Source organism: Pelagimonas sp. (genome assembly GCF_050633425.1).
Lineage (GTDB): Bacteria > Pseudomonadota > Alphaproteobacteria > Rhodobacterales > Rhodobacteraceae > Pelagimonas.
The window spans coordinates 148,199-166,461 of record NZ_JBOEGM010000004.1 but is presented as its reverse complement, the minus strand read 5'-3'; the positions used below and the strand labels follow the sequence as shown (position 1 = coordinate 166,461).

Annotated in this window: 18 protein-coding genes; 11 read left to right on the top strand and 7 right to left on the bottom strand. The window is 56.8% G+C overall.

The features are described 5' to 3' along the window. The first annotated feature begins 22 nt into the window (after positions 1 to 22). From cobA to gloA2, 5 genes are all read left to right on the top strand, one after another. Positions 23 to 796, top strand: a complete 774-nt coding sequence (cobA, locus tag ACRBB0_RS02720; RefSeq protein WP_431372860.1) for a uroporphyrinogen-III C-methyltransferase — start codon at positions 23 to 25, stop codon at positions 794 to 796. Then, positions 789 to 1,091 (top strand): c-type cytochrome, encoded by a 303-nt coding sequence (locus tag ACRBB0_RS02715; RefSeq protein WP_431372859.1) that lies wholly within the window; start codon positions 789 to 791, stop codon positions 1,089 to 1,091. The genes cobA and ACRBB0_RS02715 overlap by 8 nt, the downstream gene beginning before the upstream one ends. Beyond that, positions 1,088 to 2,248 (top strand): cytochrome D1 domain-containing protein, encoded by a 1,161-nt coding sequence (locus ACRBB0_RS02710; RefSeq protein ID WP_431372858.1) that lies wholly within the window; start codon positions 1,088 to 1,090, stop codon positions 2,246 to 2,248. Before ACRBB0_RS02715 ends, ACRBB0_RS02710 begins: the two co-directional genes overlap by 4 nt. 36 nt (positions 2,249 to 2,284) lie before the next feature. Further along, entirely contained in the window at positions 2,285 to 3,832 is a 1,548-nt protein-coding gene (locus tag ACRBB0_RS02705; protein ID WP_431372857.1) for a cytochrome D1 domain-containing protein, read from the top strand. A gap of 102 nt (positions 3,833 to 3,934) precedes the next feature. Next, entirely contained in the window at positions 3,935 to 4,318 is a 384-nt protein-coding gene (gloA2, locus tag ACRBB0_RS02700) for an SMU1112c/YaeR family gloxylase I-like metalloprotein (protein WP_431372856.1), read from the top strand. A gap of 32 nt (positions 4,319 to 4,350) precedes the next feature. On the opposite strand, the gene paaG is transcribed toward gloA2, so the two are convergent. Then, a complete protein-coding gene (gene paaG / locus ACRBB0_RS02695; RefSeq protein ID WP_431372855.1) occupies positions 4,351 to 5,136 on the bottom strand; it encodes a 2-(1,2-epoxy-1,2-dihydrophenyl)acetyl-CoA isomerase PaaG in 786 nt (261 codons plus the stop codon). Then, positions 5,136 to 8,576: an indolepyruvate ferredoxin oxidoreductase family protein gene (locus tag ACRBB0_RS02690; protein ID WP_431372854.1), complete on the bottom strand. Its 3,441-nt coding sequence runs from the start codon at positions 8,574 to 8,576 to the stop codon at positions 5,136 to 5,138. Before ACRBB0_RS02690 ends, paaG begins: the two co-directional genes overlap by 1 nt. A 136-nt stretch (positions 8,577 to 8,712) precedes the next feature. Here ACRBB0_RS02690 and ACRBB0_RS02685 point away from each other — a divergent pair, with 136 nt between their 5' ends. The 6 genes from ACRBB0_RS02685 to ACRBB0_RS02660 all read left to right on the top strand — a co-directional run bounded on the left by ACRBB0_RS02685 (position 8,713) and on the right by ACRBB0_RS02660 (position 13,808). Beyond that, positions 8,713 to 9,183 carry an Lrp/AsnC family transcriptional regulator gene (locus ACRBB0_RS02685; protein ID WP_431372853.1) on the top strand — a complete coding sequence of 157 codons (471 nt, stop codon included), beginning with the start codon at positions 8,713 to 8,715 and terminating at the stop codon, positions 9,181 to 9,183. Between the two features lie 75 nt (positions 9,184 to 9,258). Next, a complete protein-coding gene (pncB, locus tag ACRBB0_RS02680) occupies positions 9,259 to 10,551 on the top strand; it encodes a nicotinate phosphoribosyltransferase (protein ID WP_431372852.1) in 1,293 nt (430 codons plus the stop codon). Positions 10,552 to 10,783: 232 nt separating this feature from the next. Further along, the gene (gene hisC / locus ACRBB0_RS02675; RefSeq protein WP_431372851.1) at positions 10,784 to 11,869 is read left to right on the top strand and encodes a histidinol-phosphate transaminase; all 1,086 of its coding nucleotides are present in this window, start codon (positions 10,784 to 10,786) and stop codon (positions 11,867 to 11,869) included. After that, positions 11,866 to 12,786, top strand: a complete 921-nt coding sequence (locus ACRBB0_RS02670) for a prephenate/arogenate dehydrogenase family protein (RefSeq protein ID WP_431372850.1) — start codon at positions 11,866 to 11,868, stop codon at positions 12,784 to 12,786. The genes hisC and ACRBB0_RS02670 overlap by 4 nt, the downstream gene beginning before the upstream one ends. After that, positions 12,783 to 13,454, top strand: coding sequence for an extensin family protein (locus ACRBB0_RS02665; RefSeq protein WP_431372849.1), 672 nt, complete (start codon positions 12,783 to 12,785; stop codon positions 13,452 to 13,454). Before ACRBB0_RS02670 ends, ACRBB0_RS02665 begins: the two co-directional genes overlap by 4 nt. A gap of 21 nt (positions 13,455 to 13,475) precedes the next feature. Beyond that, positions 13,476 to 13,808, top strand: coding sequence for a putative quinol monooxygenase (locus tag ACRBB0_RS02660; RefSeq protein WP_431372848.1), 333 nt, complete (start codon positions 13,476 to 13,478; stop codon positions 13,806 to 13,808). A 31-nt stretch (positions 13,809 to 13,839) separates the two neighbouring features. Here the strand turns inward: ACRBB0_RS02660 and ACRBB0_RS02655 are convergent, their stop codons facing one another. From ACRBB0_RS02655 to ACRBB0_RS02635, 5 genes are all read right to left on the bottom strand, one after another. Continuing rightward, complete coding sequence (locus ACRBB0_RS02655; RefSeq protein WP_431372847.1) at positions 13,840 to 15,543, bottom strand: flotillin family protein; 1,704 nt, start codon at positions 15,541 to 15,543, stop codon at positions 13,840 to 13,842. Between the two features lie 25 nt (positions 15,544 to 15,568). Then, positions 15,569 to 16,339 (bottom strand): OB-fold-containig protein, encoded by a 771-nt coding sequence (locus ACRBB0_RS02650; RefSeq protein WP_431372846.1) that lies wholly within the window; start codon positions 16,337 to 16,339, stop codon positions 15,569 to 15,571. A gap of 197 nt (positions 16,340 to 16,536) precedes the next feature. Further along, the gene (locus ACRBB0_RS02645) at positions 16,537 to 16,743 is read right to left on the bottom strand and encodes a hypothetical protein (protein ID WP_431372845.1); all 207 of its coding nucleotides are present in this window, start codon (positions 16,741 to 16,743) and stop codon (positions 16,537 to 16,539) included. 15 nt (positions 16,744 to 16,758) lie between these two features. Next, positions 16,759 to 17,685, bottom strand: coding sequence for a sterol desaturase family protein (locus ACRBB0_RS02640; protein WP_431372844.1), 927 nt, complete (start codon positions 17,683 to 17,685; stop codon positions 16,759 to 16,761). Further along, positions 17,682 to 18,074, bottom strand: a complete 393-nt coding sequence (locus tag ACRBB0_RS02635; protein ID WP_431372843.1) for a hypothetical protein — start codon at positions 18,072 to 18,074, stop codon at positions 17,682 to 17,684. The genes ACRBB0_RS02640 and ACRBB0_RS02635 overlap by 4 nt, the downstream gene beginning before the upstream one ends. Positions 18,075 to 18,263 lie beyond the last annotated feature (189 nt).

The following is an 18,263-nucleotide window of genomic DNA, read 5'->3' as shown; positions in this document are numbered from 1 at the left end:
AATAGGACGAGCGAGACGACATATGACCGGCAAAGTATCCCTGATAGGCGCAGGCCCCGGAGACCCCGAACTGCTGACCCTCAAAGCCGAACGCCTTTTGCGCGCGGCAACTTGCGTGGTCTATGATCGGCTTGTGTCAGACGACATTATCGCCATGGCCAACCCGACTGCAAAAATGGTGTTTGTCGGGAAAATGCCGCAATGCCATGCGGTGACCCAAGACCGCATCAATGAAATCCTCGTCGAAGAGGCGCAGGCTGGCCATCACGTCGCCCGCCTCAAGGGGGGTGATCCGCTGATCTTTGGTCGCGGATCGGAAGAGGCCGCAATTCTGCAGGCCCAAGGAATTGAGATCGAATACGTGCCCGGAATCACCGCGGCGCAAGGTGCCTCCTCGATCTCGGGCGTGCCGCTGACCCATCGGGGGCTGGCTACGGGCGTGCAATATGTCACCGGCCACAGGCAGGCGGACAAGCATCTCGACCTCGATTGGAAGCGGCTCGCCAATATTGATACCACGCTGGTGGTCTATATGGGGGTCGCTAATATCGGCCAGATCGCGGTTGGCCTGATGACAGAAGGCCTGCCCGGATCAACGCCGGTGATGGCGATTTCCAAGGCCACAAGCGCGGATGAACGGCGGATGCTGTCATCGCTCGACACAATCGCCGCCGACGCGCGCGATGCTGATCTGAACCCCCCAACACTGTTTATCATCGGCAAGGTCGTGTCGCTTTATAACGCGCAAGGCCTGCCCCTTGAAAACGAGGCGGCGGAGGTCGCCGCTCATGGCTAAGCTTCTGCCAATATGCGCTCTTTTGGCGGGGCCGGTGCTGGCAGAACCGATTGATCCTGCGGCCTTGGAACGCCTTGTGGTCCAAGATTGCGGATCTTGTCATGGCTTGACGCTCAAAGGCGGCCTAGGCCCCGACATTCGCCCGCAAAGCATCGAACATTACGATCTCGAAATCCTCCAGACCGTCATCCTCGACGGCGTCCCCGGCACGCCCATGCCGCCGTGGCGCCCGCTTATCACCCAAGCCGAAGCGGCTTGGATTGCCGAATATCTTCTCAAAGGAGAAGCTCCATGACTTGCTGTACAACACTTTGGAACACCGTCTGCGCCCTCGCAATCGCGCTGGGCACCGCGTCTATGGCGGACACCATTGCAACCGGCGATTTAGGTCTGGTCATTGAACGGGCCACTGGCTCGGTTCTGTTGGTCGATCAATCGGATCGCGCCGCGCTGGGGCGGATCGAAGGCCTTGGCGATTTGTCCCATGCCAGCCTCGTCTATTCCTCGGATGAACGTTTTGCCTATGTCTTTGGCCGGGACGGTGGATTGACCAAGGTCGACATCGTTGATCGCAAAATCGCCAATCGCGTTGTGCAGGCTGGCAATTCCATTGGCGGAGCCATTTCCGACGATGGCAAACTCGTTGCGGTGTCCAATTACGAACCCGGCGGCGTGCGAATTTTCGACGCTGACACGCTGGAATTGGTCGCGGACATTCCAACCGGCAGCAAGACCATCGGCTTGGTTGATGCACCGGGATCGAAATTTGTGTTCACCATGTGGGACACCGGCGAAACCTGGATCGCTGACATGTCGTCGGGCCGTGCTGAGATTACCAAAATCCCCGACATGGGTGACCGCCCCTATGACGCGCTGATCACCGCCAATGGCCGCACCTATATCACCGGCCTGTTTGGCCAAGATGGTCTGACCGCGCTTGACTTGTGGGCCGACAACCCCGAACCGATCCGCGTACTGCCCAATTACGGCCGTGGTCAGCAAGAGATGCCAGTCTACAAAATGCCCCATCTCGAAGGTTGGGCGCATACCGGTGGTGAGTTCGTTCTGCCTGCTGTTGGTCATAACGAAGTGCTGTGGATTGATTCCGATACATTGCAGGAAACAGGGCGAACCAAGACCCACGGCCAGCCAGTTTTTGCCATGTCGCGCCCGGATGGACGCCAAGTTTGGGTCAACTTTGCCCACCCGCTCAACGATACCATTCAGGTGATCGACACGGTCACCAAACAGATCGTGCAGGAATTCAAACCGGGGCCTGCTGTGCTTCACATGGAATTCACCCCGCGTGGTCACGAGGTTTGGATAAGCGTTCGGGATGCTGGCAAGGTGATGATCTACGACACGCAAACCTTTGAAAAATTGCGTGAAATTGATGCAGAGAGCCCGTCTGGCATCTTCTTTACCGCACGCGCCCACCGCACCGGGCTGTAAACTGGCCTCTTAACTGGTCTGTAAAAGGATATGATCATGATCCGTACCTTGACCCTCGCTCTGGCGGCCACGTTATCCCTGACTGGCATCGCCCAAGCGGACCCGCGCGCCGATTATGCTGAGTTTTGCTCAGATTGCCACGACGCCAACCGTCTTGGCGGCACCGGCCCGGCGTTGATTCCGCAAACGCTCAAACGGATGCGCGGCCCAAAGGTTGAGGCCGTGATCCGCGATGGGCGCGTCACCACGCAAATGCCAGCCTTTGCGCAAGAACTTAGCTCGGAGCGCATCGCCGAACTTGCCGCCTACCTCAAAACCCCGCTCGACACCGTGCCGCCTTGGGGCGAGGATGAGATTATGGCCAGCCGGGTCATGGATGACGACTACGTTTCGGTTGATGCGCCGATCTGGTCGTCTGATCCGATGAACATCACCCTTGTGGTGGAAACAGGTGATCACCACGTCAGCGTTTTGGATGGCGATACGTTTGACGTTCTTGACCGTTTTGCCACGCCTTTTGCGGTGCATGGGGGGCCGAAATTTGATCCCAACGGTCGCTTTGTTTTCATCATGTCCCGTGACGGTTGGGTGCAGAAATACGATATCTGGGCGTTGAAACAGGTGGGGCGTGTGCGCGCTGGCCTCAACAGCCGTAACATCGCCATGAGCGGCGATGGCCAATGGCTCGCTGTTGCGAATTACCTTCCCAACACGTTGACGATCCTATCAACCGCTGACCTGAGCGTTGCCGAAGTGCATGAAATCAAGGGGAAAGATGGCACGCCCAGCCGTGTCTCGGCCGTCTACCAAGCACCGCCACGCGAAAGCTTTGTCCTTGCGCTCAAGGATGTGCCGGAAATTTGGGAAGTGTCCTATAGCAAACACCCGGACCTGAATTATTTCGCCGGTGGTCTGGCCCATGATTGGAAAATCGAAGGGCCCGTGCCCCAAGAAACCCCCTTTCCAATCCGCAAAATCACCACGCCCGATTACCTCGATGATTTCTTCTTTGATCAGACCTATGAATACGTCATGGGGGCTTCGCGCAAAGGCGAAGACGGTCTGGTAATCGACCTCGTCATTGGTCAAAAAGTGGCCGACCTCGCGCTGGCGGGCATGCCGCATCTGGGGTCTGGCATCACCTGGAGGCATGGCGACACGACGGTCATGGCCACTCCGCATCTCAAAGACGCGACCATTTCGGTGATCGACATGGACACATGGAAAACCGTCAAAACCATCCCAACCCAAGGCCCCGGATTCTTTATGCGCAGTCATAAAAACTCCAAATATGTCTGGGCGGATGTGTTCTTTGGGCCGAACAAAGACGTGATGCATATCATCGACAAAGACACCCTTGAGATCGTCAAATCCATGCGCCCCGTGCCCGGTGCCACCGTCGCCCATGTGGAGTTTACCAAAGATGGCAGCCACGCCTTGGTGTCGGTTTGGGAAGAAGATGGTGAGGTGTTGATTTATGATGCCGAAACTCTGGAAATCGTCAAACGCCTGCCAATGCGCAAGCCGTCCGGCAAATACAATGTCTGGAACAAAATCACCTTCGAAGAGGGCACCAGCCACTGATTGACTGGACCAGAACCAGCGGGATCAACCGGGCCTTCGCGCCCGGTTTTTCGTTGCAGCCGTTATGTTTATCACTAGGTTGGACGCAAAACCGGGGTCTTCATGTTAAAACGCATTCACCACGCCGCCATCATTTGCAGTGACTACAACCGGTCCAAGACATTCTATGTTGAGACGCTCGGCCTGACCGTTTTAGCGGAAAACCATCGTGCAGACCGCAACAGTTGGAAGCTCGACCTTGCCCTGCCGGATGGCGGCCAGATTGAGCTGTTTTCGTTTGAAAACCCGCCGCGGCGTCCGTCGCGCCCTGAGGCGCAAGGGTTGCGCCATCTTGCCTTTGCGGTTGATGACTTGGACGCTGCCATCACCCATTTGACCGCCCGAAATGTCCCTGTTGAACCGATCCGCACCGATGAATTCACCGGCGCGCGGTTCACCTTTTTTGCCGATCCAGATGACCTCCCGCTCGAACTTTACGAAGCCTGAACCGAAAAGGGTGCGCGGCTTGTCTTGCGGGGTTAGTGGCCTTTGAACACAGCTGCGCGCTTTTGCAGGAACGAAGACACACCCTCGGCGTAATCATCGCTTTCGCCGCAGGTTTTCATCGCGTCGGCCTCCGTTTCCAGATGGTCGCTCAAGCTCGCGGTGGCCGCCTCTTGGATGCAAAACTTGGTCAACCCCATGCCGAGGGTTGGCCCATTGGCCAGCTGTGCGGTCAACGCCCGCGCCTCGTCCATCAGCTCAGCATCGGGGTAGGCCTGCCAAATCAACCCCCAATCCGCAGCCTTTTGCGCCGGGAGCGGCATCGCCGTCATCGCCAATCCTTTGGCTCGCGCTTCGCCAATCAAATGCGGCAGATGCCAGCTGCCACCGGTGTCAGGAATGAGACCAACCTTCGAAAAAGACTGAATAAACTTGGCTCCGTGACCGGCCAGAACAATGTCACATGCCAGTGCCAGATTGGCCCCGGCCCCCGCCGCGACCCCATTCACGGCACAAACGACAGGAAGTTTCAGGCCACGGATCAGCCGCACCAGAGGCGCATAAAAATCGCGCACGGTTTTGCTCAGATCGGGTTTGCGCTGCATCTTTGACGGGTCACGATCCCCCAAATCCTGCCCGGCGCAAAACCCGCGGCCCGCGCCCGTCAACAGCACCGCCCGTTTGCCATCGTCACGCGCAGCCTCAAGCGTCGCCCGCAGCGCAAGATGCATTTCCTCATTGAAACTGTTTAACTTTTCCGGCCGGTTCAGGGTGATTTCCACCCAAATCCCATGATCCTCAACCTTGATCGTCTCCGACATTACGCCTCCTCAAATGCCTTGATCGCGTTTGCGGTCTGATTGGCCACCTTGGTCGCGGCCTCCTCCTTGACCGGGCCAAACCCGCGAATATCCATCACCAGCCCGGCAATCCGGGCGGCCTCCACATGGTTATCGAGGCAAAGCCCCTTTGTCAGGCGCTGCAAAAGGTCGCGATAGTCGGCGATCAACGCGCGTTCCATCCGACGTTCCGCTGTGCGTCCAAACACATCAAACGCCCCACCCCGCAGGAATTTCATCCGCGCCAGGGCTTTGAATCCGACCCGAACCCACGGCCCAAACGCGCGTTTCACCGGCCTGCCGCGCGCATCCCGTTTTCCCGATAATAACGGCGGGGCGAGATGATGTTTGACGGTGAAATCGCCCTCAAACCGTTGCGCCAAACCGTCCAGAAACCCGGTTTCCAAATGCAGTCGCGCGACCTCATATTCGTCCTTATAGGACATTAGCTTGAACAACCCCTTGGCCGCAGCCTCAGATAAAATTCCTGCACGACCAGTGACTTGCGCCTCTGCCTCGATAACAGTGGCGATGGTTTGGCGATACTCTTGGGCCCATTTTGCATCTTGATAGTCGGTCAAAAAATCGGCGCGGCGCGCGATCATTTCATCAAGCGACACAACCGGCGCGTTTGGCAAATCGGCGATCCGGGCAACTTGATCAGGCGCAGCAATAAAAATCCGCCCCCATGTAAACGCGTCTTTGTTTTGGTCCGGCTTCACGCCGTTTAGCTCAATTGCCCGCATCAGCGCCGCCTCACTCAGCGGAACAAGCCCGGCCTGCCACGCTGCACCGAGCATCAAAACATTTGCGTAAACCGTGTCGCCCATAAGCGCCTGCGACAGAGCGTTGGCATCCAGCGACCGCAGCGCCGATCCGTCAACACCATCGGCAATCCGGGTCAATCGGTCACCCGCCCGCAGGTCTGCATCGCGATTGCGGGTGAAATCTCCGGTTGGCATCAACGCCGTATTTACCACCGCCTTTGTGTGCCCCTTGCGATAAGTGGCCGAGGCCTTGGGAGAGGAGCTGACCACCAGGTCGCAGCCGATCAGCGCATCCGCCGAACTAGGTTCGGTGCGCGCTTGATTCACCTCTGCTTCGGTTTTTCCCATGCGGATATACGACAAAACCGGCCCAAATTTCTGCGCAAACCCCATGAAATCCAGCACACTGGTGCCCTTGTTTTCAAGATTTGCAGCCATGGCAATAAGCTGGCCAACGGTCACAACCCCGGTGCCGCCGACCCCGGTCACGAGAATATCATAAGGCGTATCGAGGCGTGGCAAAACAGGGGGGGCCAAACCCGTTTTGAGCGTTTCAAAGGCCTCATTGTTGCCCTCGGTGCTCGGTTTTTTCAGGGTGGCCCCTTCGACGGTCACAAAGCTTGGGCAGAACCCGTTTACACAGGTGAAATCTTTGTTACAGGAATTGAGGTTGATCTGACGCTTGCGGCCAAATTCCGTTTCAAGCGGCTCAACACTCAGGCAATTCGACTCAACCCCGCAGTCGCCGCAGCCTTCGCACACCAGCGGGTTGATCACCGCAAACCTCTTGGGGTCTTCGAGCTTGCCACGCTTGCGCAGACGGCGCTTTTCTGTGGCGCAGGTCTGTTGGTAGATCAAGACCGTCGTGCCGGGGATCTCTCGTAGCTCCCGTTGGATGCGATCCATTTCCGAGCGGTGCAAAATCTCAACCCCGGTTGGGAAGTCTGCGCGTTTGAATTGCTCTGGATGGTCCGACACAACCACCACCTTGACCGCGCCCTCGGCGACCATGGATTTGGCGATGCCTTGCACGTCAATCGGCCCATCGACGGTCTGCCCCCCGGTCATCGCAACCGCGTCGTTGAACAGGATTTTATAGGTGATATTGGTGCCTGCCGCGATGGCTTGTCGGACGGCTAAAGACCCGGAATGGTAATACGTTCCTTCGCCCAAATTTTGGAAGACGTGCTTGTTTCCATTGAACTTTGAGCGCGCGACCCAGTTCACACCTTCGCCGCCCATCTGGATCAAAGATGTCGTGTTGCGGTCCATCCAGCTTGCCATGAAATGGCAACCGATCCCGGCCATGGCTTGCGATCCGTCGGGCACTTTGGTCGATGTGTTATGTGGGCAACCCGAACAGAAATACGGCGTGCGCGCGGCCCCGTCGACCGCAATCACATTCGGGGCGGGCACGATGCGGTCGGCCTTGGCCGACAGTTGCAGTCCAAAGTTCAAATCCAGCCGTGCCGCGATAATTTTGGCAAGCATCACCGCGCCAAGCTCATGTGTCCAAGGGATCAGACGCGCGCCCCGTTCGTCGCGTTTTCCGACCATGCGCTCAGGCTTCTGGCCGGGGAAATCGTAGAAATATTCCTTGAGCTGGCTCTCAATGATCCCGCGTTTTTCCTCGATCACCAACAGCTCTTGCTTGCCACTGGCAAAGCTCAGCGCGCCGACATCTTCCAAGGGCCAAACCATACCGACCTTATATATATCCACGCCCAAGGCACGCGCCCCGGCCTCATCAATCCCCAGCAATCTCAGCGCTTCCAGCACATCCAGATGCGCTTTGCCGGTCGTCACAATCCCAAACCGGGCGTCCTCATGGCCCCATTCGACCCGATCAATCGGATTGGCGCGGGCAAAGGCGAGAACAGCGTCCTTTTTGGCTTCCATCCGCTCTTCGATTTGCGGCCCCGGCAGGTCGGGCCAGCGGTAATGCAACCCATCCCCAGGCGGCGTATACGCGGGTGTGACAAACGTTCGATCAGGGGAAAGTTCAAAGGACATCCCGCTTTCGACTGTTTCGGAAATCGCCTTAAATCCAACCCACATCCCGGAAAATCGTGACAGCGCATAGCCCCATTCGGCAAAGGGCAGGAATTCGGCAACATTGGCGGGGTTCACGGTCGGCATGAAAAAATTCATAAAGGCGACGTCGGATTGATGCGGCATGGAGGACGAGACACAGCCGTGATCATCCCCCGCCACAACCAAAACGCCCCCTCTGGGCGAGGCACCATAGGCGTTGCCGTGCTTCAGCGCATCCGCCGCCCGATCCACCCCCGGACCCTTGCCGTACCAAAGGCCAAATACCGCGTCGACATCCTTGTCCGGGTCGGTTTCGACCTGCTGGGTGCCGATCATCTGGGTCGCCCCAAATTCTTCGTTCACTGCGGGTAAAAAAACGACCCCGGCCTCAGCAACCAACTTGGCATTGCGACCAATTTCAAGATCAATCCCGCCCACCGGCGACCCGCGATAGCCCGATACATAGCCGCGCGTGTCCAATCCCTTGGCCTGATCGCGCCGGGCCTGATCTAGCGCAATGCGCACGATTGCCTGTGTCCCAGTGAGAAAAACCCGGCCTGTTGTCTGCGTATATCGGTCCGTAAGCTCATAGTCTTTTAAGATCGGAGTTTGGTCTGTCATGTCGTCCTCTGAAGTCCGTTCAAAGGGCTGGGTGCCCGCGCGTTGGGAAAGTTTACCCAGAAAATCAGAGTGGGCTGTTCATACTGCCTTAAGAAGTGATTGATTTTGATGTGATCCGTTCGGTAATCTGCTCTTCATGAACGAAACGCCTCACCTCTCTGATCTCGACAAACGTCTCCTCGATCTGCTTCAGCGCGACGCGTCCATGTCGATGGCTGATCTTGCGCAACAGGCTAATACCTCGTCGGCCACCTGCTGGCGCCGGATCAAGGCGCTCGAAGAGAGTGGCGTTTTGGGGCCGCATATCCGCTTGGTCGACCCGGCTTGCGTGGGGCGTAAAATGGACGTGTTTTGTCAGGTCCGTATCAAGGCGCAAGACGCCGCATCGCGGGCCGAATTCAAACGCGCGATGGAGCTCGAACCAACCATCGTTGAGGTGTATTCGATCTCTGGGGAATGGGATTACCTGTTGCATTTGCTGGTGCGTGACATGGGGGATTTCGAACAAATTCTCATGCGTCGGGTTCTCGAACATGACAGCGTGTCGGCCACCAACTCGATCTTTGCGCTGAGCCGGGTCAAACACGCCACCCAGGTGCCGGTTTAGCCGCCTTTTTCCGCCACCTTCACAATGGCTTTCAAACATGGTCTAACCCCACGCAATGACTCAGGAACCTTTGCGATGACCGATATTCCTACCCGTGTTTGGAACCATAAATGGAAGATCGACCCGATCGTCCGGTCCCTCATTGATACGGATTTTTACAAGCTGCTGATGTGCCAATCGGTGTTTCGCAATAATCGCGACACGCAGGTGACCTTCAGCCTTATCAACCGATCGAAAAACGTGCCTTTGGCCAATTTGATCGACGAAGGCGAATTGCGCGAACAGTTGGATCACATCCGCTCCCTGTCGCTGTCACGGGGCGAAAGCACGTGGCTGCGCGGCAATACCTTTTACGGCAAGCGCCAGATGTTTCGGCCGGATTTTGTCGAATGGTTCGAAAACGTGCGCCTGCCTGCCTATCATCTGGAACGCGTTGGCGATCAATATGAGCTGACCTTCGAAGGCACGTGGCCCGAAGTGATGCTGTGGGAAATCCCAGCTTTGGCAGTGTTGATGGAGCTGCGCGGCCGGGCGGTTTTGAACCAGATGGGCCGGTTTGAGCTTCAGATCCTCTATGCGCGCGCCATGACCAAGCTTTGGGAAAAGGTTGAGAAACTCCGCCATGTCCCCGAGCTGCGCATCGCTGATTTTGGCACCCGTCGGCGCCATAGTTTCTTGTGGCAAGATTGGTGTGTTCAGGCGATGGGGGCCGGGCTTGGCGAAAGCTTTGTTGGCACCTCCAACTGTCTGATTGCCAAGAACCGCGATCTTGAGGCGATTGGCACAAATGCCCATGAATTGCCGATGGTTTACGCCGCTTTGGCCGGCGATGACGCCGCTTTGGCTCAGGCCCCCTATGATGTTTTGGCCGATTGGCACGAAGAGCATGATGGCAATTTGCGCATTATCCTGCCCGACACCTATGGCACAGAAGGTTTCTTGAGAAACGCGCCGGATTATCTCGCTGGCTGGACCGGAATGCGCATTGATAGCGGCGATCCCGCGACGGGTGCAGAAGTCGCGATCAACTGGTGGAAATCCCGTGGTGAAGACCCGACCAAGAAGCTGGTGATTTTCTCTGACGGTCTTGATGAAACCAAGATTTTAGAGCTTTATCAGCAGTTTGCCGGTCGTGTCCGCGTGTCCTTTGGCTGGGGAACTTTGCTTACCAACGATTTTCGTGGTCTTGCCCCGGATGATGGCCTTGCGCCCTTCAGTCTGGTTTGCAAAGCGATCAAGGCCAATGGAAGCCCCACCGTCAAACTGTCGGACAATCCCAACAAAGCCATGGGCCCAGCCGAAGAAATCGCGCGGTACAAGCGGGTGTTTGGTGTGGGTGATCAGACCGCGATGGATGTGGTGGTTTAAAGCTGCGTCAGAACAGGGTGTTGCGCGGGACGGTCGCGCAACACAATTTTAACGACACTATTTCAATGACTTACAGGGTTGACAGCTGTCAACTTTGCCTTGGTGCGCGCTCCGTCGTTTCATAATCTATCGGCATTTTGGTCATAATCGACCCTTGTGACATCACGCCAAGGTATTGCGACTTTTCATGCGTCGCGCACAAAGGTAAGCACGTTTCTAACAGGAGACCGATATGACCAAGATCACGCCAAAATCTGGTATCATGGACATCGACCTTTATGTCGGGGGCAAGGCGCATCTCGATGGGGTTTCGAATGTGATCAAGCTAAGCTCAAACGAAAATCCGTTTGGGCCTAGCCCAGCCGCGCAAAAGGCTGTGGAACGTTGCATTCACGAATTGCATCGCTACCCGTCGTCTGATCACATTGAACTGCGCACCGCCTTGGCCGACGTGCACGGTCTGAACGCCGACAACATCATTTGCGGTGCCGGATCGGATGAAATTATCACCTTCCTGTGCCAGGCCTACGGTGGGCCGGGGGCCGAAGTTGTGTATACGGAGCACGGGTTTGCCATGTATCGGATCTGCGCGCTGGCCTCGGGGGCAACCCCTGTGGTGGTCAAGGAACGCGACCGGGTGACCGATGTTGATGCGATCCTGGAAGGTTGCACGGAAAACACCAAACTTGTGTTCATCGCCAACCCCAACAATCCCACCGGCACCATGATTGGCATGGCTGAAATCGAACGTCTGGCTGCGGGCATTCCCGAACAAGCCTTGCTGGTTCTGGACGGTGCCTATGCCGAATATGTCGACGGCTATGACGGTGGCGCGAAATTGTCGCAAATGCGCGACAACGTTGTGATCACCCGGACGTTTTCCAAGCTTTACGGCTTGGGAGGATTGCGGATCGGATGGGGCTATGGACCGCGTGAAATCATTGACGTGCTCAACCGCGTGCGCGGCCCTTTCAACGTGTCAAACACAGCTTTGGCAGCGGCCGAAGCCTCGGTGCGCGATACGGCGTACGCCGAGAAATGCCGCAATGAAAACACCCGTTTGCGGGCGTGGTTGTCCGAAGCATTGGCCGAACATGGCGTGCAATGCGACACCTCAACGGCAAACTTTGTGCTGGCGCGTTTTGGCAACCCCGAAGAGGCGCAGGCCTGCGATGCCTACCTCCAAACGCAGGGTTTGATTGTGCGTCAAGTTGGTGGATATGGCTTGCCCAATTGCCTTCGGATCACCGTCGGCGATGAACCGGCTTGCCGTCAGGTTGCCCATGCCGTGGGGCAGTTTAAGGCCGGCGCGAGATGAGCGCGCCCTATCAACGGGTTGCCTTGATCGGTCTCGGCCTGATTGCGTCGTCGATGTTTTGGGCGATGAAACGTGCCGGGATGGACTGCCACGTCACCGGCTATGCGCGATCTGAACAAACCCGCGAAACCGCGCGGCGGCTTGGGTTGTGTGACAGGGTCTGCGACAGCGCCGAAGAGGCGGTCAAAGACGCCGATTTGATTGTGCTCGCCGTGCCCGTGGGCGCGATGGGGCCGGTGATGCAGCAAATTGCTCCGGTGCTGAAACCCGGCGCGACGGTGTCTGAGGTTGGCTCGGTCAAGCGCACTGTGATTGACGCGATCAAGCCGCATTTGCCCGACGGGGTGCATTTTGTGCCAACCCACCCCATGGCCGGCACTGAACACTCGGGCCCGGATTCAGGCTTTGCCTCCTTGTTTGATAACCGATGGTGCCTGATCGTGCCAGAGGAAGGCGGCGATGAGGCCGCAATACAACGTGTTGAAACCTATTGGAAAACCCTTGGTGCCAACACAGAGCGGATGGAAGTCGAGCACCATGACATGGTCTGTGCCGTGGTGAGCCATATTCCGCACCTGATCGCCTATACGATGGTCGGTGTCGCTGACGATTTGCGCCGGGTCTCTGACAAAGAAGTCATCAAGTTTTCCGCCGCCGGTTTTCGCGATTTCACCCGGATTGCGGCATCGGATCCAACCATGTGGCGGGATGTTTTCCTCACAAACAAGGACGCCACAATCGAAGTTCTGGGGCGTTTCACCGAAGAGCTGATGGCCCTTCAACGCGCCATTCGTACCGGCGATGGTGAGCAGCTTCACGCCTATTTCACCCATACCCGCGCAATCCGACGTGGCATCCTTGAGGCCGGACAGGATACAGATGCTCCTGATTTTGGTCGCGCAAAGGTGGATCGGTGAAGACTTGGGTAACTGTTGGATGTGTGCTGCTAGCGCTGAGCGCTTGCGGCGGCGGGCGTGAAAAAGCGCCCAAGGAACAAAGCGATTTGGACGGGGTGCGCGGCTATCTGAACCGCGCCTTTTCGAGCGAAAGCACGCCCGAAGGCGGCGGTTTGTGCGGCGATCCCGCATTGGTCGGCGAAATCGTGGGCAATGTTCCGGGCCGCATTTCTGGATGTGGATTGGACAACGCAGTTCGACTTCAATCGGTGGGAAATGTGCGTCTGAGCCAAGCGGCAACGATCAATTGTGAAACCGCCAAGGCACTGAAAACATGGTTGCAAAACGGGGCGGTTCCCGCAGTCGGGAAACAGGGCGGCGGTGTATCGGGCCTGCGCGTCGTGGCGCATTACGCATGCCGAACCCGCAACAACCAACCGGGCGGCCGGATTTCCGAACACGGACGCGGCAAAGCGATTGATATTGCCGCAGTACAACTGGCCGATGGATCGGAAATATCAGTTCTGAATGACTGGGGCCGCGGCAAAAAGGGCAAGGCCCTGAGCAAAATGCACAGCGCGGCATGCGGTCCTTTTGGCACTGTTCTGGGGCCAAATTCAGATCGGCATCACAAAGATCATTTCCATTTTGATACGGCGAGCTATCGCAGCGGATCGTATTGTAAATAAAGGGTTTAACTAGGCCTGATCATGATTGTTGAAATCCGTCATTACACGCTCAAACCCGGCCGTCGGGAAGAATTCATCGCATTCTTTGAACGTGCAAACCGCGCCGCTCTGCGCGATGCGGGAATGCTGGTTTTTGGCCCTCTGCGGGATTTGGAAAACGCTGACAAAGTGCATTGGATGCGTGCGTTTCCAACGTTGGAAGACCGAGAGAGGATAAAAGACGGGTTTTATAATGGGCCAGTTTGGAACACGCAGATTGAGCATTTGGTGATGCCGCTCATCGACCATTACGAGGCCGATCTGACCGAGACCACGGACGGGTTTGAGGGGTTTTCGGGGCAACCCGGTTTGTAAAAAAGGGCGGGGATATTCCCCGCCCTGTTTGTTAAGCCGTCGGCTCAGGTTTATCGTCGGTCTCGGCTGTTTCGGGTGCGTCTTTTTCAGGCGCTTCCCCTAACAGGCCCGACACTGTTCCGTCCATTGAAAGCCCCAAGTCTTCGCCCAGCTTTTTCAACGCGGGCATTTGCACAGCCATTCCCATAATGGAATCAAGAGCTTGGTTCACTGGTGGCTTGTCACCGCCCGCTCCGTTTCCCGAGCCACTGCCGGTGGCCCCATTTAGGCCGCCAACCTGATGAATACGGATCGAGTCGATTTTCTCGGCCGGTTTAACAGCTTCGGCCAGCACTTTGGGCATCGCTTCAAGACGGGCCAGATCGACTTTCATGGCAATCAGTTCGGCGCTCAGAGCATTTTCGGCGTCGGTGATTGCGCGTTTACCCTCGGCTTCGGCCAGCATGTCTTTCTTCTTGGCTTCGGCGCGGATGGTTAGCGCATCGGCTTCGGCTTGGGCTTCTTCGCGGCGGGCATCGGCCCGGTCTTGGGCCGCGTCTTTTTCAGCGGCAGCGGCAAGACGGATCTTGGTCGCTTCTTGCTCCGCTTCACGGGTGGCCTCAATCAAGGCAACCTGCTTTTGACGTTCGGCTTCGGCCACCTGTTTGGCGGTTGTCACCGATTCCGTTGCCTTTGTGGCTTCTGCACGGGCCAAATCAGCTGAGGCACGGGCGCGGCTTTCTTCTTCGGACTTTTGCGCGATAATGATCTGACGCTCTTGATTGGCGACCTCAAGCTCACGCTCTTTGGCGATCTCGGCCTCTTGAACAGCGCGTTCCTTGGCGATTTCAGCATCGCGAATGTTGCGCTCGCGGTTAATGTCGGCAGCACGAATGGATTCTTCCCGCGCAATCCGTGAGCGTTCGGTTTCGCGAACCGAATCTTCCATACGGGCCGCGATTTCGGCCTCTTGCGCGGCTTTCATCGTTTCAATTTGCTGCTGCTGCTCGATCCGCGCTTGTTCTTCGTCCTGGCGGATCAAAAGGCTCTGACGTTCTGCTTCCATTTCGGCACGACGCACCGCAACCTGAGCATCCGCATCAATCTGGGCGCGTTCCTTTTTCGAGGTCGCGATGACTTCGGCCAGTTTGCGCATACCAACGGCGTTAAAGGCGTTGTTTTCATCCAGTGCTTCGAAGGGGGTTTGGTCCAATGCGGTCAAGGACACAGCTTCGAGCGACAAACCGTTTTTGGTCAGATCTTCGGACACGGCGTTTTGCACTTCTTGCACAAAATCAGCGCGGTTTTCATGCAGTTCGTCCATGGTCATTTGGGCAGCCACAGCGCGCAGGCCGTCGATCAGCTTGCCTTCGATCATTTCGCGAAGCTGTTCCACGTCAAAGGTGCGATCGCCAAGGGTTTGCGCCGCGCGGGCGATGCCTTCGTCGGTGGGCTGAACCGACACGTAGAATTCGACGCCAACATCAACGCGCATCCGGTCTTTGGTGATCAAAGCGGCTTCGGCTTCGCGCGACACTTCAAGACGCAGGGTTTTCATGTTGACCGGGCTGACTTCGTGCAGCAACGGCACGACGATCACGCCGCCATCCATGATGACACGTTTGCCGCCTGCACCGGTTTTGACAAGGCTGACTTCGCGGGTGGCGCGGCGATAGAGGCGGCCCAATACAAGGCCGATGACGATAAGGAAGGCGAGGACTGCGCCGACCAGGAAAAGAAGGATGGGTAAATCCATGTTGTCTCCTAACTCGTTGAATAATTTATTTTTCTGTAGGCAGATCTACGAGGAGGTAGCCGCCGTCATACCGATGACGCAGGACAAGAACATTGGAGCCTTGTGTGATTTGCGCATCGTCGCGCAGGGGTTCCGCGCGCAGGTACTGATAGTTGCCGTAGCGATCCGTCACACGCACTTCGGCGGGACGTCCGCGCGCGGCGGTACCTTGGGTGATGATACCTTGACGGCGGCCAAGATGGCGTTCGGACAAGGCTTCGGTTTCGGTTTTCGGGATCAGGCGGGCAAAGAGCGCGCCAAAATGCCGTGCGAAAAAGACCGCTGCCAGACCTGATGGCAGGGCGACGGTCCAAGCTGGCGCAGGACTGCCAAAGATACCAATGACCGCGTTTTGCACCACAACGCCCGTCACGCCAAAGGCCATGAGCACCGAAGCGAGCCAGATCAATGTTGGCATTTTGCCAAACCCAAGCCAGGCGGCGATACCGCCGGTTTGGCTGGCCCCATCCGGGGTCTCGGTGTCGATCTCAACATCCGTAAAGCTAGGCAGTTCCAGTTCTGAAACGTCGATCCCGTCCAGATCAATGTCTAAATCACCAATGTCGATGTCGGGGCCATCTATATCAAGCCCGTCGATATCAGGACCGTCGATATCAGGCCCATCCGCATCGCCACCCGCACCTAAAAGTGTGCCGCCAAGCAAAGCAAAGACAAGTTCCAGCCCCATGAGGCCAAACAAAATAGCAAGCGAAATAGTGAACGGGATAAACCCGTTCGAAAGCAATTGATCGAACATGGTTTCCTATCGGACTGGTTGTGTATTCATTGGTATACAATCAATATGGGATCATCACGGGTTCGTTACAAGGGTTCTGTTGCGAATAATTCGCAAGAGCCGCCTAGAGTGGATCGTGCCTCAATTAGTTAACGGGCGGAAGACAGGAATGCCTTACCGATGATAATTCTGGGCGTTCAGGGGGGGTGTCTGCCTCTTCAAGAGTAGCGGTGTTCGACGCAGTTCAGTTCATAGTAAAAATAGGCCCAACTTGTTGCCAGCACGAGAGTGGTGAGAAAGCAGGTGACAGCAAAAGCCCTCTTCTCAAATCGCATCAAAAAGACGGAAACTGTAAACCCGGTCAGGACAATAGCCCAGCTTTCTAAGTCTAGTAACGCCGAACGCAGACAAAGATCGTAGTCCATTTTACCTTCCCGGTGTCACGAAAACCCTGCCGTTCCGCCGTCTTGAGGGTGTTTTGCCAGATGCTTGGCTTTGATCGCCTCAGATGTGTCGCGTGACCCGTCATGGGACCAGCCGGGGGGCGCGACGCAATACATCCAACGATCATACCATGTGATGCCGGGTTGGGTCACATCCTTCCAAATGCCGACCCATTCGTGAAACGCCACGCGGATCGGGTTAAAGGTGCCGAGGTTATGCACAAGGCCGTAATCGACCTTTTCATCGTCTTGTTCGGGGACAAAGGTGCCAAACATCTTGTCCCATATAATAAAGACACCGGCATAGTTGCAGTCGAGATAGCGCGGATTGCGACCATGATGAACGCGGTGATGGCTGGGCGTATTCATGATGGTTTCAAACCAGCGGGGCATTTTGCCGATGGCTTCGGTGTGAATCCAGAATTGATAGACAAGGTTCAACCCGCCGCAGAATAGCACCATGGCCGGGTGAAACCCGATCAGGATCAGCGGCGCGCGCACCACCATCATAAAGGTAAACGTATAGGTCCATGTTTGGCGCAGCGCCGTGGTGAGGTTGTAATGCTGGCTGGAGTGGTGGTTCACATGGCTGGCCCAGACCCAGCGAACCCGATGACCAAACCGATGCACCCAATAATAGCGCAGGTCGTCCAGAACAAAGCAGAGGATGAGCACGGCAAGGGAGCTACCAAGGTTGAGGGGGGTGATCTCCCACAGAACCGTAAAGAACCCCCACGCAATAAAGCCAAGCGCGATGCCAGAGGCCACATTGCCAGCCCCCATAATCAGCGATGTGACCGCATCACGGGTTTCATAGCGGCCGCCGCGCTTTTGGGTGTGGATCCAGAGCAACTCGGCCAGAATCGCGGCGATAAAGAACGGCACGGCAAGTTGCACTACGTCAGGATACCTAAGATCGCTCATATTGCGGCTCCGATTTGGCCTGTCCATTGGGTGATTTCGGTGGGTGTCAGGCGTAGGGTGACATGCGGGGCGCTGTAATCGGGAAGATCAATACGCATGCCGGTGTCGGTCGCACTGAGCGACGCGCCGGTCAAAAAACGCGCGGTGCTGTCAACGCCCATCGCCCAAACGAGGCCGGGGCCGTTGGGCGTTTGGACAAGCGCGCCATTGCCGGATTGGCACAGGGTGACATGCGTGACGGGTATGTCCGAGAATTCGCGGAACCACGCCGCGCGAACATCACTGTCGCTGGCAAAGGTTTTCGGGCGCGACAGGCCAAGCCAGTAAGTCAGCACCGCAATGCCTGCGATGCCGATGACGACAAGAGCGATGAGAATGGTGAGCGGCATGGGTCCTCCTTGAGAGGAGTGTCTTGGGCTTGGAGGCGGCTGTCAAAGAGGTCGTGGCGTCAGGAACGTGTCGGCAACGGTGACGAGGGTGCTCGATTTGGTCGGCCTGATCTGGGTTTTCGCACGAATCCGGGGCGTGATTCGAGCCAAAGGCTTGAAAATGGGCGAAAATTGCGGAGTGATTGTTGC

Bases quoted from the DNA above. Each gene is read 5' to 3' on its own strand.
- cobA (WP_431372860.1), top strand. From the start codon at position 23: ATGACCGGCAAAGTATCCCTGATAGGCGCAGGCCCCGGAGACCCCGAA.
- ACRBB0_RS02715 (WP_431372859.1), top strand. From the start codon at position 789: ATGGCTAAGCTTCTGCCAATATGCGCTCTTTTGGCGGGGCCGGTGCTG.
- ACRBB0_RS02710 (WP_431372858.1), top strand. From the start codon at position 1,088: ATGACTTGCTGTACAACACTTTGGAACACCGTCTGCGCCCTCGCAATC.
- ACRBB0_RS02705 (WP_431372857.1), top strand. From the start codon at position 2,285: ATGATCCGTACCTTGACCCTCGCTCTGGCGGCCACGTTATCCCTGACT.
- gloA2 (WP_431372856.1), top strand. From the start codon at position 3,935: ATGTTAAAACGCATTCACCACGCCGCCATCATTTGCAGTGACTACAAC.
- paaG (WP_431372855.1), bottom strand. From the start codon at position 5,136: ATGTCGGAGACGATCAAGGTTGAGGATCATGGGATTTGGGTGGAAATC.
- ACRBB0_RS02690 (WP_431372854.1), bottom strand. From the start codon at position 8,576: ATGACAGACCAAACTCCGATCTTAAAAGACTATGAGCTTACGGACCGA.
- ACRBB0_RS02685 (WP_431372853.1), top strand. From the start codon at position 8,713: ATGAACGAAACGCCTCACCTCTCTGATCTCGACAAACGTCTCCTCGAT.
- pncB (WP_431372852.1), top strand. From the start codon at position 9,259: ATGACCGATATTCCTACCCGTGTTTGGAACCATAAATGGAAGATCGAC.
- hisC (WP_431372851.1), top strand. From the start codon at position 10,784: ATGACCAAGATCACGCCAAAATCTGGTATCATGGACATCGACCTTTAT.
- ACRBB0_RS02670 (WP_431372850.1), top strand. From the start codon at position 11,866: ATGAGCGCGCCCTATCAACGGGTTGCCTTGATCGGTCTCGGCCTGATT.
- ACRBB0_RS02660 (WP_431372848.1), top strand. From the start codon at position 13,476: ATGATTGTTGAAATCCGTCATTACACGCTCAAACCCGGCCGTCGGGAA.
- ACRBB0_RS02655 (WP_431372847.1), bottom strand. From the start codon at position 15,543: ATGGATTTACCCATCCTTCTTTTCCTGGTCGGCGCAGTCCTCGCCTTC.
- ACRBB0_RS02650 (WP_431372846.1), bottom strand. From the start codon at position 16,339: ATGTTCGATCAATTGCTTTCGAACGGGTTTATCCCGTTCACTATTTCG.
- ACRBB0_RS02645 (WP_431372845.1), bottom strand. From the start codon at position 16,743: ATGGACTACGATCTTTGTCTGCGTTCGGCGTTACTAGACTTAGAAAGC.
- ACRBB0_RS02640 (WP_431372844.1), bottom strand. From the start codon at position 17,685: ATGAGCGATCTTAGGTATCCTGACGTAGTGCAACTTGCCGTGCCGTTC.
- ACRBB0_RS02635 (WP_431372843.1), bottom strand. From the start codon at position 18,074: ATGCCGCTCACCATTCTCATCGCTCTTGTCGTCATCGGCATCGCAGGC.